The organism is Spirosoma endophyticum (assembly GCF_900112365.1).
Taxonomy (GTDB): domain Bacteria; phylum Bacteroidota; class Bacteroidia; order Cytophagales; family Spirosomataceae; genus Spirosoma; species Spirosoma endophyticum.
In genome coordinates this window covers 188,362-203,310 of sequence record NZ_FOLQ01000004.1, presented here as the reverse complement: position 1 = coordinate 203,310, position 14,949 = coordinate 188,362, and the positions used below count along the sequence as shown (strand labels likewise).

The 14,949-nt window shown below is 51.2% G+C and carries 13 protein-coding genes; 12 read left to right on the top strand and 1 reads right to left on the bottom strand.

Annotated elements, in window-relative coordinates; translation table 11 throughout:
* Window positions 1-85: 85 nt before the first annotated feature.
* The 8 genes from BM202_RS12800 to BM202_RS12765 all read left to right on the top strand — a co-directional run bounded on the left by BM202_RS12800 (window position 86) and on the right by BM202_RS12765 (window position 8,440).
* Window positions 86-646, top strand: coding sequence for a carboxymuconolactone decarboxylase family protein (locus BM202_RS12800; RefSeq protein ID WP_093826594.1), 561 nt, complete (start codon window positions 86-88; stop codon window positions 644-646).
* Window positions 647-801: 155 nt separating this feature from the next.
* A complete protein-coding gene (locus tag BM202_RS12795) occupies window positions 802-3,594 on the top strand; it encodes a TonB-dependent receptor (protein ID WP_093826592.1) in 2,793 nt (930 codons plus the stop codon).
* Between the two features lie 27 nt (window positions 3,595-3,621).
* A complete protein-coding gene (locus tag BM202_RS12790) occupies window positions 3,622-4,845 on the top strand; it encodes an MFS transporter (protein ID WP_093826591.1) in 1,224 nt (407 codons plus the stop codon).
* 62 nt (window positions 4,846-4,907) lie between these two features.
* Window positions 4,908-5,465 carry a carboxymuconolactone decarboxylase family protein gene (locus tag BM202_RS12785; protein ID WP_093826590.1) on the top strand — a complete coding sequence of 186 codons (558 nt, stop codon included), beginning with the start codon at window positions 4,908-4,910 and terminating at the stop codon, window positions 5,463-5,465.
* Between the two features lie 39 nt (window positions 5,466-5,504).
* Window positions 5,505-6,065 (top strand): carboxymuconolactone decarboxylase family protein, encoded by a 561-nt coding sequence (locus BM202_RS12780; protein ID WP_093826589.1) that lies wholly within the window; start codon window positions 5,505-5,507, stop codon window positions 6,063-6,065.
* Between the two features lie 134 nt (window positions 6,066-6,199).
* Window positions 6,200-6,781, top strand: coding sequence for a carboxymuconolactone decarboxylase family protein (locus BM202_RS12775; RefSeq protein WP_093826587.1), 582 nt, complete (start codon window positions 6,200-6,202; stop codon window positions 6,779-6,781).
* Window positions 6,782-6,799: 18 nt separating this feature from the next.
* The gene (locus BM202_RS12770) at window positions 6,800-8,029 is read left to right on the top strand and encodes a DUF3179 domain-containing (seleno)protein (RefSeq protein ID WP_093826583.1); all 1,230 of its coding nucleotides are present in this window, start codon (window positions 6,800-6,802) and stop codon (window positions 8,027-8,029) included.
* A gap of 126 nt (window positions 8,030-8,155) precedes the next feature.
* On the top strand, window positions 8,156-8,440 hold the full coding sequence (locus BM202_RS12765; RefSeq protein WP_143100687.1) for a putative antibiotic biosynthesis monooxygenase: 285 nt from the start codon (window positions 8,156-8,158) through the stop codon (window positions 8,438-8,440).
* A gap of 52 nt (window positions 8,441-8,492) precedes the next feature.
* On the opposite strand, the gene BM202_RS12760 is transcribed toward BM202_RS12765, so the two are convergent.
* Window positions 8,493-8,729, bottom strand: coding sequence for a hypothetical protein (locus BM202_RS12760; protein ID WP_093826578.1), 237 nt, complete (start codon window positions 8,727-8,729; stop codon window positions 8,493-8,495).
* Window positions 8,730-8,889: 160 nt separating this feature from the next.
* Between BM202_RS12760 and BM202_RS12755 the strand changes: the two genes are divergently transcribed.
* From BM202_RS12755 to BM202_RS12740, 4 genes are all read left to right on the top strand, one after another.
* Window positions 8,890-9,882 (top strand): sulfite exporter TauE/SafE family protein, encoded by a 993-nt coding sequence (locus tag BM202_RS12755; RefSeq protein WP_093826576.1) that lies wholly within the window; start codon window positions 8,890-8,892, stop codon window positions 9,880-9,882.
* A gap of 254 nt (window positions 9,883-10,136) precedes the next feature.
* Window positions 10,137-11,039, top strand: a complete 903-nt coding sequence (locus BM202_RS12750) for a hypothetical protein (protein WP_093826574.1) — start codon at window positions 10,137-10,139, stop codon at window positions 11,037-11,039.
* 38 nt (window positions 11,040-11,077) lie between these two features.
* Window positions 11,078-12,586: a phosphatase PAP2 family protein gene (locus BM202_RS12745; protein WP_093826572.1), complete on the top strand. Its 1,509-nt coding sequence runs from the start codon at window positions 11,078-11,080 to the stop codon at window positions 12,584-12,586.
* Between the two features lie 188 nt (window positions 12,587-12,774).
* Window positions 12,775-14,865 carry an alpha-1,4-glucan--maltose-1-phosphate maltosyltransferase gene (locus tag BM202_RS12740; protein WP_093826569.1) on the top strand — a complete coding sequence of 697 codons (2,091 nt, stop codon included), beginning with the start codon at window positions 12,775-12,777 and terminating at the stop codon, window positions 14,863-14,865.
* Window positions 14,866-14,949 lie beyond the last annotated feature (84 nt).

The window sequence follows — 14,949 nt, the reverse complement described above, 5'->3', positions numbered from 1 at the left end:
TATTCATCATTTGTAAACGCTTTAGCGATCTGGTCATCATTCATCATTTATAATCGCACCGGCGACCCGGTCATCATTTAAAAACATGCCACATATTCCTTTACCAGAACAATTGCCGGGCATTACGGGCCTGCTTGAATATCGGTTAGATACAGCCATGCCGATTCGGGAACTCACGCAGATTTTGCTACGTGGCGAGTCGACCTTGTCGCAGGGAGAACGCGAATTGATTGCGGCTTTGGTATCATCACGGAACCAAACGAACTTCTGCGAAGCCGCCCATTCCAAAGCGGCTGACCTCTTGTTGGGTGACGACGAAATAGCCCGCGCTGTGAAGCAAGATATCGAAACGGCTCCCGTGAGCGAGAAAATGAAGGCACTCCTTCAGATTGCCGCGCTCACTCAGAAAAACGGGAGAGATGTAACTCCCGAAGCCGTTGATCGTGCCCGCAAGGCTGGCGCCACCGACCGCGAGATTCACGATACGGTATTGATTACGGCGCTGTTTTGCCTGTATAATAAGTACGTAGACGGATTGGCCAGCGTAACCCCTGCCGATCCGGCCTATTATCAGATGCTTGGCGAACGAATAACCACGCGTGGCTATGTTCGACCGCCGGGTGGCTATCCGGTTAAGTCTAATTAACTAATTGTTAGACAGGGGTTGTGAGGATACGTAGCTGAACAATACCCGCAAAAAGCAGATCGATTACCCTACTTATTGGCACTCTTTTTACCGACCGAAAAATTCAATTTTTTCGGTCGGCCTACCCATCATTTGCTTTTTAAAACGGAATAGATATGAAATTAAGACAAATCGTTGCCGCATGGGCGATGGTATTTATACTCGCCTTACCCGTTCTGGCGCAGTCGCGTCGGGTGTCGGGAACGGTACGTGATGCTGAGACGGGACAGCCGCTTGCCGGTGCCAGTGTGGTCGTGAGAGGCCAAAAAACAGGGGCTGTTGCCGATGCCGACGGCCGGTTTACGCTGACAACAACCCAACGTGGACCCCTAACCGTGAAGGTTTCGATGGTGGGCCATGAGACGCAAACGATCGCCGTGGCCGATAGTGATCAACCGGTTGCAGTCAGACTTCAGCTTGCCAATAACGCCTTGCAGGATGTGGTCGTGGCGGCATCGCGGGTTGAAGAGAGCCTGTTGCTTGCACCCGTTACGGTCGAGAAAATGGACACACGGACCATTCGGGAAACGCCGTCTGCTACGTTCTACGAAGGCATCAACAACCTCAAAGGGGTCGATATGGTCACGAGTGGGCTGACCTACAAGCAAATCAATACGCGGGGTTTCGCCAGCACGGGCAATAGCCGCTTTCTGCAATTGATAGATGGCGTTGATAATCAACCGGCAGGCTTCGGCTTTTCGGTAGGAAATATGTTTGGCCTGAGTGATTTAGATGCCGAAAGTGTCGAATTGGTGCCGGGCGCGGCTTCGGCTCTATACGGTCCGGCGGCTTTCAACGGTGCCTTGCTCATGACCAGCAAAGATCCATTCAAATATCAGGGGCTGAGTGTCCAGACAAAAGTGGGCGTAAACCACATCAACGATCCCAATACGGGAGCGGCCCTTTATCAGGACTATGGAATACGATACGCTAAAGCATTTAGCAATCGGCTGGCGGTGAAACTCGTGGCATCGTACATGAAAGGACTCGACTGGTTTGCCACCGACTACACGGACGTAGATGCAACGACTTCTCCCGAAAAGCTGGGTCCCACTAACCCTGCCTACAACGGACTGAACGTCTACGGCGATGAAGTGAACCGGACGATTACGGGTATCGGCAAAGTGGCCCGCACCGGCTATCTCGAAAAAGACCTGACCGATTACAACGTCTATAGCCTGAAACTGAACGGCGCTGTTCACTACCACATTACGCCAAAACTAGAGGCAATTTACTCGGTCAATTATGCCAAAGGAACGGCAAATTATACGGGTAGTAACCGCTTCTCGGTCAATGGATTTTCCTTGCTTCAGCACCGGATTGAATTACGGGGAGGCAACTTCATGGTACGAGGCTACACCAATCAGGAGGACTCGCATGATTCATTCAATACGCGTCAGCTAGGTCAACAGATTAACCGGACATGGGTACGTGATTTGAACGGCAACGTAGTGGCTCCTAACCTGGCCGACCAAACCTGGTTTGATCGGTATACCGCAGCCTATCAGGGAAAAGTGCAGGGTGTATCGGCCAATGATAATTCCAGTGCCCGCTCTTTTGCCGATCAGGGTCGTTTGCTGCCCGGTTCAGCTGAATATGAGCAGCAGAAAGCACGACTTGAAAGCGTCCAGGGACTGGCAGGAGCCGGGATTTTGAGCCAGACGAAAATGTATCATGCTGATGCGCAGTACAATTTTACGTCGGCGTTGAAATCTGCGGGGCTTTCGGGGACGGATTTGCTGGTTGGCGGTAATTTCCGTCAGTTCAGCTTATACACAAATGGAACCCTCTTCGACGACAAAGGCGGACGGATTTTATACAGCGAATTCGGAGCCTTCGCCCAATTGAGCAAAACCCTGCTGGCCGACAAACTGAAACTGACCGTATCGGGCCGTTATGACAAAAACCAGAACTTCGCAGGTTACTTTACGCCCCGTGCGTCGGCCGTATTTTCGCCAACCGACCGGCACCATTTTCGGGCATCGTTCCAGACGGGCTACCGCAATCCTACACCCAGCGATCAGTTCATCAAACTCAACGTAGGGCCAATCACCATTCTTGGCGGTGCACCGAGCAATAGCGCGGGCATGAATGTCTACGAAAACTCATTCAACTCGACAAGCCTCGGTGGTTTCATAAATGGTTTTATGACCGATGCGCCTAAAGTGGGGCAGCAACAGGCGGTGCTGAATAACAAAGACAAACTGGTCAAATCGAACGTACCGTACATCGCTCCCGAACGAGTGCAGAGTTTCGAGGTTGGTTACCGGACCTTATTGACGAGCCGTCTGTCGCTCGATGCGAATTACTACTTTGGTGCGTACCGGAATTTCATTCTGAACACGGTTGTCGTTAGTCCGAAAAGCCCAGTGTTGAGTGCCGATGGACGTGTTAATCCGGCTGCCGCGCAGGATATTCTAGCTACAAACTATCAGTTGTTTCAATTATACACGAATGCACCCGACCGGGTAACGGCGCAGGGAGCCACACTTGGCCTGAACTACACAACGTCTGGCGGTTACAACGTAACGGGCAACGGAACCTGGTCGGCGTTTAATCTGCAAAACGCTGATCCGAACAATATTCCGGCGTTCAACACCCCCCGTTTTAAAACGAACGTAACGGTTGGACATCGCAATGTTGCCCCTAATGTAGGATTCAACGTGGCCTGGCATTGGCAGGAAGCGTTTAACTGGGTCGGGTCGTTCAACGATCTGCGCCCTGGTCGGATTCAGGCCTACAGCCTGATTGACGCGCAGGTGACCTTGAAGATTCCTACCTATAAGACGTTACTGAAACTTGGTGCATCAAACCTAACGAATCAATATATAGTGCAGGCCTATGGTTCGCCAGCGGTAGGTGGACTTTACTACGTATCGTTGACGTTTGATCAGGGCATGCTACGGTAACTAGTATTAAAACAGACCTAAAGAGCCATGGAAACAATCCAAATGCCTGTTAATCAGGAGAAACGAATTGCACTACCCTGGGTTAGTTTTATCCTGTGTATGGTAGCCTATCTGTTTGGCGGCACGGCCAGCACGCTCATGGCTACCTACTTGCCGATGGTCGTTCCGCAGTTAATTGGCGGAACCGCTACGTCGGGGGCAATAGGCGAGGTGGGGGCATGGATTAGTGCGGCTTTCCTGTTCGGCTGGATGGCGGGTGGGCTGTCGTTTGGTCCAATTGCGGATCGGCTGGGACGTGTTCAGACGCTGGGGCTGGCAACGGGTCTATGTGGTGGAGCCCTTTTGGCAACTGCTTTCGCGCCCGATATTTATGTTTTGATGGTGCTTCGGGCACTCACTGGCGCGGGCGTAGGCGGCATTTTGCTCGTATCAACCGTTTATTTATCTGAAGTCTGGCCGGAACGGTCGAAGCCAATTGCGCTGGGCATTCTGGCCACGGCTTTCCCGGTAGGCATTGTCGCTACTGGCGCCCTGGCGAGCGGGTTTAAAGATTGGCAGGCTGCTTTTGGCGTGGGGATTGCACCCCTAATCACCGCTATTCTCATCTGGGTGTTCCTCCCCGAATCGGCCAGTTGGAAGCAGGGGCGCACGGGTCGTCAGGTTGTCAAACCGGATTTGTTTAGTGATGAAAATCAAACGAACCTGATTGGTGGAACCGTCATTTTTGGGGCAGTTCTGATCGGGCTTTGGGGTATTTTTTCCTGGTTACCAACCTGGGTACAATCGTTATTGCCAGCCGGGCAGTCGGGCCAGACCGAACGCGGTATCACGATGATGCTGTTGGGGATAGGAGGGATTTTAGGCGGAATTGCTTCGGGTTTTCTCGTGTCGAAACTTGGGCCACGTCGAACGTTACTTCTGACATTTGCCGGTTGTATCTGTGCGTGTGGTTTGTTGTTCCTGACTAATCACTCGTTTTCGCCCATCATTTACGCCGAATTAGCGTTGCTGTCTTTGTTTTTTGGCATCAGCCAGGGATCGTTATCCAGCTACGTACCCGCCTTATTCCCCGCTTCGATTCGTGGGACGGCTACGGGTTTCTGTTTCAACGTTGGCCGACTCTTTACCGCAACGGCTGTACTATTTGTCGGGGCTTTAACAACGGCCTTGGGTGGTATTGGAAATGCACTGCTGATTTTTTCACTGGCTTTTATGATTGCATTCGGTGCCATCTGGTTCAGAAATGACTGATTAATCACCGGATCGTTACTGGTTTCACTCTTTTGCTCCTTCATTCTTTCGCTCTTTAAATTATGCCTCATATCACACTTTCAGATGGCGTGCCCGGTATTCGGAGCCTTGTTATGTATCGCCCCGAAACAGGGCAGCCACTTTACGACCTGGCGCAGGCGTTACTACGTGCCGGTTCGCCTGATAGCACACTCAACGATGCTGACCGTGAGCTGATTGCGGCTTTCGTCTCGAAACAAAACCAGACTGACTTTTGCATGAATAGCCATGCCGCGGCATCGCGTTATCTCTATGCCGATCAGCGTGATGTAGTCGACCAGACACTGGATGATGTCGATACGGCACCGATTTCAGCAAAGCTAAAAGCCTTGCTGGCTATTGCCGGTCACGTTCAGGCCGATGCGCGAACCGTTTCCGATGAATTAGTGGCAGCGGCTCGGACAGAAGGAGCTAGTGAGGGTGACATCCACGATACGGTGCTGATTGCCGCGTCATTCTGTATGTACAATCGCTACGTCGACGGACTCGCTACGTTCACGCCCACCGATCCGGCCGCCTACGAAGCGATGGGTGAACGCATGGGAACCGTAGGTTATCAACTCCCTAAAGTAAAAGCGTAACATCTGTAAATTTCTCTAAAACAACTAACTGCTGAAAACATGGCACACATTCCATTACCTGACGGATTGCCCGGAATCGTAGGGCCAATGGCGTACAGTCCTGTAACGACCAAGCCGCTAAATGAATTGGCCGAAGTTTTATTACGTACAAATGCCAACGATTCGCTTACTCAAGGCGAACGCGAATTGATTGCCTCGTTTACGTCCCGCCGAAACGATTGTTTTTTCTGCTCGACCTGCCACGGAGCCGTCGCGGATTATCTGCTTGGGCGTGATAATAACATCGTAGCTCAAACGTGGGAAGACCCGACTACGGCGCCAGTATCGGATAAGATGAAAGCCTTGCTGGTTATCGCGGCCAGTGTCCAGATTGGTGGCAAGTATGTAACACCCGAGCAGATTGAAGCCGCCCGGGCCGAGGGAGCTACGGATCGCGACATTCACGATACCGTTTTAATTGCAGCGGCCTTTTGTATGTTCAATCGCTACGTGGATGGACTGGCCACCTGGGCACCCGAAAACCCGGCGGTATATGCTGAAATGGGCGAGGCTCTGGCTACGCGAGGCTATGTGAATTATAACGAGCCACAACCGGCTTGAGAAGGTATAAAAAACGAAATGGATAACACGAGTAGGTGTTATCCACATTTACTGAATTTATCATAGGTTGGTTGCATAGACCCCGGCTACCCTGTGGCCGGGGGACTATTTTTCCTCACAAACTAACAAAGAATATGCCACATATCGAACTACCAGCCGGTTTGCCCGGCATTCGGGGGCCAATGGCCTTTAGTCCGGAAACGGCCCGGCCGCTCAACGATCTCGTTAACGTATTGCTGAGAACCAATGCACAACGGCCTGAGTCAGGCTTGACAGAAGGCGAACGGGAACTCATTGCTACGTATGTTTCTTCTCGAAACGACTGTTTTTTTTGTCAGACGATCCACGGCGCTGTTGCCAGCCATCACCTGGGCGACGACGACTGGAGTCTGGTGAAATCGGTCAAAAGCGACCCTGAACAGGCTAACATCAGCTCGAAACTTAAAGCCTTGCTGGTTATAGCTGGCAGTGTGCAGCAGGGGGGTAAATACGTAACGCCCGAGCAGATTGAGGTTGCCCGGGCCGAAGGAGCCACGGATCATGATATTCATGACACGGTGTTGATTGCGGCTGCATTCTGTATGTACAATCGCTACGTGGATGGACTGGCCACCTGGGCACCTGAAAATCCGGATCTTTACCGATATCGAGCTGTGAAAGTAGCAGAATACGGGTATACCCACGAAGATCATTACATGCCACCAAAACTGCGTTAACTACTTGATTATAAGTTCATGAAGCGTTCCTTTGCCTGGTTTCTGGTGCCGATTCTCCTGCTGATTGCCGTTGAGGTTCTAAGTGTTTATTTTATTATGCCGTTTCCCGGCAGTCAGCTTGGTCTCGATGCGAATAATCCGTATGAAACCTCTACTGCCCGACTGGAATGGGCATATTGGCTTCATCAGAACATCGTCTGGCTGCGGCTGGTCGGATTGTTGCTACTGGCTTATCCAGCTTATTTATTTTTAATCAAACCCCGTCGGGCGTGGCATCGCTACGTAGCGGGCGTGCTGGTGCTGGCCTATGGCGTGGTGTTATATGAGGTCAATCAGGAGATGATGGCTGACCATATGTTTCTGCAGCCTATCACGAAGCGTGTGGTGCCGATGAGTCAGAACAAAATTCCGGGTAACAAACTCGTGATTGGTTATGAAGCATTTGGACAGGCTACGGCTTACCCGATTCAACTGATTGGTTATCACCACCAGGTGCGCGATACCGTGGGTGGCCAGCCGGTGATGGTAACGTATTGCACGGTTTGCCGTACCGGGCGGGTATTTAGTCCAGTCGTGAAGGGGCAGGCCGATGAGTTTCGATTGGTGGGTATGGATCATTTCAACGCCATGTTCGAAGATAAACGTACCGGCACCTGGTGGCGTCAGGCAACAGGCGAGGCTGTAGTTGGTCCCTTGCGCGGGTTGGGATTGGGTGAGCTGGCGGCCCGGCAGATGACCCTGGACGAATGGGCCACAGAACACCCGAATACGCGCGTACTACAGGCGGACCCAGCATTTGCCGACGAATTTGCTGGCATGAAAAATTATGACCGGGGCTTGTCGAAGGGCAAACTGACCCGGCGCGACTCAGCTTCGTGGCAGCCCAAGTCGTGGGTCATCGGTGTCGATCGATCTGGATACACCAAAGCATACGACTGGAATCAATTGCAGACAACCCGCATCCTGAACGACGTAGTAGACGGGGAACCACTGCTGTTGGCCATGTCTCCGGACAGCGTATCGTTTGGTGCCTGGAGTCGGCGCATGGGTGTGCAGACACTCAATTTTCAGTACACCAACCGGGAACTCACCGATCTCGAAACGCACTCTGTCTGGACATGGCGGGGGCATTGCATAGCGGGTTCACTGAAGGGTCGGCGACTTGAACCTATGCCAAAGGCGTATCAGGAGTTCTGGCATTCGTGGCGCAGCTTTCACCCCGATACTCAACAATATACTAAACGCTGAATGGTATTGCGCCACCGGGTTAAAACGGCTGCGGCCGACTGGTGCATTTGTCATTTTGCTCTGCAACGGGTTAAAATCCGGTGTAACACATACCTAACCAGTACGTTGATTTAAACGCTTTGTGCAATGAAAACAAACAGATGGAAAATGGCTCTATTAGTCTGGAGCGCTATGTTCCCCTTCAGCACGCTATTGAACTATAGCTTTTCTCAGATTTCATTTACGGCGCATTGCCCGCTGGTTATTAGAACATTTCTGCTAACCGCGTTTCTGGTACCATATATGGTTTTTGTGGCGCTTCCATTTTTGAGTCGACGTTTCCAGAAGTGGCTTGAAAGCAATACCGATAACCCGAGTGTTGTCGAAACTACCTATCAGCAACGTCAAACTGTTGATACCGAAAAAGGCTGATGCCCGTTTGGGTATCAGCCTTTTTCGGTATCATATACATAGACATCTGCGATTAGCCAGCAATCTTTTTCAGCAACTCAAGGATGGTCGCCTGGTTTGCAAGAATCTCTTCCAGGCTAGCCTGATTCTTGACGATTGTGTCCTGATTACCCAGGATAGATTCCTGATTTTTGATAATAGTGTCCTGGTTCTTAACAATTGTGTCCTGGTTGCCCAAAATCATGTCTTGATTGCCTAGAATTTCCTCTTGATTTTTCAGGACGGGTTCATTGCTTTCAGCACTTTCCATAGTGAAGGGGTTTTGATTTACTTAAAATGATAATAGCCTAGCCTTGCAAATATCAGAGATTTCGTGAATAATTACTCGGGCTAGCCACAAGCATAAAGATAAGTATCAAAAATAAGAGAAGTGCGAATTGTTATAATTCGAGATCAAAATTAATTTATTCATGAGCAATGCTACACCGTCTTCCCAACGCGTCCCGATCTTATACATCATTTTCCTGGTGAGTGTACTAAGTACCTGGTTCTGGTACGTATCGTCGCTACCCGATCTGAACTTTCTGGCTCGCCGGTGGGCGGCTACGCTCACAATGGTGTTTGGGTCGTTTATTGCCGGATCGAGCCCGGAGGGAAGTGCCGCGATTTCCTATCCCATCTTCACGCTCCTGTTGGATATTCCACCGCCGGTGGCGCGTAATTTCTCGTTTGCTATCCAGAGCATTGGTATGACATCGGCCTCGCTCCTGATTTTGGGATTGCGCGTGAAGATCGACTGGCGATACATTCGCTACGTAACGCTGGGTGGGATTTTTGGGTTAGTTTTCGGTACGTACTACGTTGTTCCGCTCATTTCGCCCATTATGGCCAAGTTGTTTTTTGTATCACTCTGGTTAAGTTTCGGTATCACACTCTGGCGCGAAAATCGGAATCCAAATCGAATTGTTTTCGATGAAATCCCCAACTTCCAGACGTCTGATCAGGTTCGCCTGGCGGTATTCGGTCTTGTAGGAGGTATTATCTCGTCTATTTTCGGGACAGGTATCAACATTTTCACCTTCTGTCTGGTGACGATTTACTATAGGCTTAACGAAAAAGTAGCTACGCCCTCGTCGGTGCTGATCATGACGATTGAAACGCTGCTAGGCTTTTTCCTGCACGCGCAGGTACTAGGTGACTTCAGCCAGGCATCATTTGAACTGTGGCTGGCCTGTATTCCAGTGGTTGTATTTTTTGCGCCACTGGGTGCTTTCGTTATCACTAAATTACCTCGTCAGATTATCGCCCGATTGCTCTACGTGATACTGTTCGTGCAGTTTATTGGGGCCATGATCGTGATTAAACCTTCTGCCGGTCAACTGTTGCTCTGCGTTATTACGCTGGGGTCGGGCTTAGGCTTATTTGCCTACATCGCCGGTTTACGACGTAGTACGGTTGCGTAAACATTTCAATCCAGTGTCCTATAGCATGAGATTCTATTTGTTAAAAAGCTAAAATAATCCGACGAATCATAGTATCTCTGAAACAGCTGGTCCATAAAAGCCGGCTTTTCTTTTGCGTCTAAAAATACACCATCGTACTAACTTTCCGTTACAACAGCATAGGGTGACTGGCTTGACCGCTGGCAAGGAAAACACTCATTTATAACGTAGCCTGCCGTCTAACGACTACTTTTGCTGACTCTTACCGTCGAATTATGCGATTAACAGCCTATACTGTCCTTATTGTTCTTCTTCAAAGTCTTGCTTATCAAACGCACGCCCAGGGGCTTGTCGATGGGTTTATGCGCGGCCAGCGAAAGGCGAGCCTTGCCGTGATTGGGTCGCAGGACACCTACGATTCCTACTACGTCGGCAAGACCGAAATCCGAAATCCGAATATTGGCACCGTCACGACGCAGGCATTAACCCTCGTTGGTACGTATGGCCTGGGCTATGACCTTGACCTGATTGTTGCCGTTCCCTACATCCGGACTGAGGCCAGCGCGGGCTATTCACCCAAGCAGGAGGGGTTTCAGGATATTTCGGCCGCGCTACGTTGGGAAGCCTATGACTACAAATTCGGGAAACTTCGCGTGTCGTGGCAGTTTGCACTGGGCTACTCCGTGCCGCTTCAGAATTACGTGAACGACGCATTGGTTGCGATTGGTCGCGGCTCCCGAAATTTTGATGCGCGGACGTTACTGCATTTTAAGACCGGAAAATTTTTCCTCACCGGACAGTATGGCTACATACGACGTGGGCAGGTCACGCTCGACCACGTCGTAAATACGTACGATCCCGGACAGGTCAATCCCGCCAGCGGGTCTACCGTCAACTCCCCGGACGTAACGGACATGAGTATCCGCACGGGCATTATTACGAAACCATTTGCGGCCGATGTCTGGATTCAGCGGCAAACACCCTACAATGAAGGCACCGACATTGGCCCTGGCATCCCATTTCCAACGAATGCCGTTGGTTTCACCCGAGCAGGCGCATCTGCCTACCTGCGACTCATTGGCAAGCTTGGCCTGACAGGCGGCTACAGCGTAACACTCGATGGGCGGAACATTGGCAAATTCACACGAATCACAGGTGGGCTGGTTGTTGGTCTGTAAATGAGGCTTCTGGCGCGAGTATTGACCATACGAATTTTATGAAAAAGTCTTTTTTGTCGATTGGTTTAAGTGTTGTATTGCTGTGGATGGCCGGTTGTAAAGAGCCAACCATCGACGAGGGAATTCTGCCCTTTGTTGAACCCGCCACGGTCGATCCCGATGGCGGAACGTGGCGAACCATCGTGCTGAAATCAGCCGCCGACATTACGGTGCCGCAGCCGACGGCCGCTACATCCGATACGTATCAGAAGGAGTTAACGGATATAAAGAATGGGTTGCTGAGTATAAGTCCTGAGCAGAACACAGCGGTCAACTACTGGGCTGATGGGGGCGTTCGACGCTGGAATCAGATTGCGCGTCAACTAGTCGCTAAATACAACGTAGTGCCCGATTATTTGACGAACCCCAACATCGGCTCGCCGTCCGATCCAGCCAATCCAATGGCCAGCCCTTCGTTCGCGGCTCGTGTGTATGCCCTTCTGAGCGTAGCCCAGTATGACGCACTGGTGGTTGCCTGGCGGGCCAAGTACCAATATAACCGACCGGCGCTGGAACGGCAGGGCGTTATTGGTCGCGTACCCATAGCCGATGTACCGTCCTATCCGTCAGAAGATGCGGCCATTGCAGAGACATCGTACCAGATTCTGGCGTACTTATTTCCGAACGAAGCGGGCTGGCTTAAGGCGAAAGCAACTGAGCACAAGCAGAGTCGTCTTTGGGCGGGAGCCAGCGTTCCCAGCGACCTCAAAGCGGGCGAAGACCTGGCTTCGATTGTCGCAACGACCGTTCTTGACCGGGCCAGAAGTGACCGATTCGCTACGGCCCATGACCCAACGAATAGCTGGCAAACGGCGCTTGCCAGTGCGCCTTTCGATGTCAAATGGAAAAGCCTGGATAGCCCCGTTCGTGCCCCGATGCTGCCGTTGGGTGGGCGAGTCAAAACATGGTATGATTCAACCGCCCTGGCTAAACTGGCACCCGCTGCACCACCGGCAACCACCTCGACAGAATTTCAAAAAGCGTTGGGTGAAGTTCGCGATATGGCCAGCGCGCGCACCCGCGACCAGTGGAGTAGTTCCAGTTTTTGGGACGATGGCATTGCAACCTACATGCTGGCCGGCCACTGGAACGTCATTGCGCAGGATCTGATTCGGGATGCCCGCCAGAATGAACTTCGGTCGGCTCGTACCTACGCGCTCATGAATCGGGCTATGCAGGACGGCAGTACGGCCTCCTGGGCTACCATGTACCGCTATTTTGTGCCACGCCCCTCGCAGGTTGATCCAACGATCAAAACATCCGTTGCGATTCCTAATTATCCAGGTTACCCCTCCGACCACGCACCCATATCGACCGCTGCCGGCACCATATTGGCTTATCTGTTTCCGGATCAGGCCAGCAGCCTGAACGCACAGGCAACTGAGGCCGCTCTGTCGCGACTCTACGGTGGCATTCAGTACCGATTCGATGTCGATGAAGGAACAAAACTGGGAACCGCAATCGGCAACGTAGCGGTTACCACGGCCAAAGTAGATGGGGCGAAATAGAGTCAATCGACTTTCCGAGACAGCAGCGCTTGCTTGAGGTTTCAGCCGACGCTCGTATCGTCAATACCATTTCGTAACAAAAAGCCGCGTTCAGAATCAATGGACGCGGCTTTTTAGTTAAACTCATTGGCGTCTTTTTTTGTAACATTGCCCCATCTTTTGTGCCTAAACAATCAAATACTGACTGCATGAGTTTATCCAACAGCCCGTCTGTCCAGACCATTCCAGGCGAATCCACGCTGGGCGAATCCACGCGGGGCCAGAACCGAGTGGTTATCGAACACGTATCGCCCGAAATCGACGGCGGTCAATTTCCTATAAAAGCGGTTATTGGCGACGTAGTGGCCATTGAGGCTGATGTTTTTGCCGACGGCCACGATTACCTTTCCGCGGTGCTTCTCTACAAACACATTAACGATGTTGCCTGGACTGAAACGGCCATGTCATTGCTTACTAATGACCGCTGGGGAGCCTCGTTTATTGTTGAAAAACAGGGTCGGTACGTATACACGATTGAAGCATGGATAGACCATCCGGCCACATGGCAACATGAGGTTGATCTAAAAGTAGCTGATGGGCAACGCATTACAAGTGAACTGCTGGCTGGCGCGCAATATGTGGACGGCATGCTGGAGCGGGCGGGTGGCGTAAAAGCGGGATCGAAGTCTGGACGTAAAGGCAAAAAAACGCTTGATTCTGCCCCAAACGCTGATGTGTGGGCCTTGCAGGAAATGGCGGCTTTGTTCCGTGCCGGTGCCGCAGAAATTGGAGAAGATCGCTATAACGAAGCCGTATCAGTGGCTGAAAGTGACCAGTTTACATTTTATGCGAACCGGTATCCCGAACGGAAGCACACCACACGCTACGACCGCGAACTGGCGATAGACGTCGATCGCGTCCGGGCTGGGTTTAGTACGTGGTATTGCCTGTTTCCCCGGTCGGCCTCGCGGGAGGAATTTCAGGGTGAACCTAAACACGGTACGTTCCGGGATGTCGAAACGCTGCTGCCCCGTATTTCGGGTATGGGTTTCGACGTGTTGTACCTGCCGCCCATTCACCCGATCGGCACAGCTCACCGTAAGGGTAAAAACAATTCGGTTATTTGTCAGCCGGGTGAGCCGGGGGTTCCTTACGGCATTGGGTCTGAAGAAGGTGGTCACGATGCCATTCATCCTGAACTGGGTACGGTAGATGATTTTAAACACCTGATCGCTATTGCCAAAAATTACGGCATGGAGGTGGCAATGGATCTTGCCATTCAATGTTCGCCCGATCATCCGTGGGCTAAAGAACATCCCGAATGGTTTAAAAAACGACCCGACGGTACGATTCAATACGCTGAAAATCCGCCAAAAAAATATCAGGATATTTATCCGGTATACTTTGAAACCGACGACTGGCAAAATCTGTGGCTGGAGCTAAAACGGGTGATGCTCGTGTGGGCGTCCTGGGGTGTGCGCATCATTCGGGTCGATAATCCGCATACGAAACCGTTTGGTTTCTGGGAATGGCTCATCACCGAAGTAAAGAAGGAATATCCTGATATGCTATTTCTGGCCGAAGCGTTTACCAAGCCGAAAGTAATGAAGGAATTAGCGAAACGGGGGTTTGCTCACTCGTATACGTACTTCACCTGGCGCAGCACCAAGGCGGAACTGGAGGAATACATGACCGAATTGACAACCGAGGAAATGAAGTATTATTTCCGTCCGAACTTCTGGCCCACGACTCACGATATCAATCCCGGTTATTTACACTCGGGTCATGAACCGGCATTCCTGATTCGCTACTTCCTGGCGGCAACCCTGTCGAGTAATTACGGCATTTATGGCCCGTCGTTCGAGTTAATGGAACATATTCCATTCCCCAATAAAGAAGAATACCTGAACTCCGAGAAATACGAAATCAGGCACTGGGATTGGGACAAAACAAATAAACTAACGTATTTAATTACGCTGGTGAATCGCATTCGGCGGGAGAACGTAGCGCTTCAAACGACCAATAACCTAACGATCTGTAGCGTTAACGACGACGCGATCATGGCTTACCTGAAAGTTTCGGGCGCCAATCGGCTGCTGATGGTAGTCAATACGGATGCATATCAACGTCGGGCGGGGGTTGTGCAGGTACCGATCTGGCTATTGGGTATTGAGCCCGATCAATCCTACACGGTTCATGATTTGCTTACAGAGGCTTATTACACCTGGAAAGGCGAGTACAACTACGTCGAACTAGATCCGTACCAGCTTCCCATGCACTTGCTGAGAATTGAATTGTAGATTAGCATGGTGCCAGGAGCGCGGGGCATGGAAAAGCAAAGATTGGTTTCCTATATGCCCATGCCCCATGCCCTTACCCCCATG

Bases quoted from the DNA above. Each gene is read 5' to 3' on its own strand.
- BM202_RS12800 (WP_093826594.1), top strand. From the start codon at position 86: ATGCCACATATTCCTTTACCAGAACAATTGCCGGGCATTACGGGCCTG.
- BM202_RS12740 (WP_093826569.1), top strand. From the start codon at position 12,775: ATGAGTTTATCCAACAGCCCGTCTGTCCAGACCATTCCAGGCGAATCC.
- BM202_RS12770 (WP_093826583.1), top strand. From the start codon at position 6,800: ATGAAGCGTTCCTTTGCCTGGTTTCTGGTGCCGATTCTCCTGCTGATT.
- BM202_RS12790 (WP_093826591.1), top strand. From the start codon at position 3,622: ATGGAAACAATCCAAATGCCTGTTAATCAGGAGAAACGAATTGCACTA.
- BM202_RS12775 (WP_093826587.1), top strand. From the start codon at position 6,200: ATGCCACATATCGAACTACCAGCCGGTTTGCCCGGCATTCGGGGGCCA.
- BM202_RS12780 (WP_093826589.1), top strand. From the start codon at position 5,505: ATGGCACACATTCCATTACCTGACGGATTGCCCGGAATCGTAGGGCCA.
- BM202_RS12745 (WP_093826572.1), top strand. From the start codon at position 11,078: ATGAAAAAGTCTTTTTTGTCGATTGGTTTAAGTGTTGTATTGCTGTGG.
- BM202_RS12755 (WP_093826576.1), top strand. From the start codon at position 8,890: ATGAGCAATGCTACACCGTCTTCCCAACGCGTCCCGATCTTATACATC.
- BM202_RS12785 (WP_093826590.1), top strand. From the start codon at position 4,908: ATGCCTCATATCACACTTTCAGATGGCGTGCCCGGTATTCGGAGCCTT.
- BM202_RS12765 (WP_143100687.1), top strand. From the start codon at position 8,156: ATGAAAACAAACAGATGGAAAATGGCTCTATTAGTCTGGAGCGCTATG.
- BM202_RS12750 (WP_093826574.1), top strand. From the start codon at position 10,137: ATGCGATTAACAGCCTATACTGTCCTTATTGTTCTTCTTCAAAGTCTT.
- BM202_RS12760 (WP_093826578.1), bottom strand. From the start codon at position 8,729: ATGGAAAGTGCTGAAAGCAATGAACCCGTCCTGAAAAATCAAGAGGAA.
- BM202_RS12795 (WP_093826592.1), top strand. From the start codon at position 802: ATGAAATTAAGACAAATCGTTGCCGCATGGGCGATGGTATTTATACTC.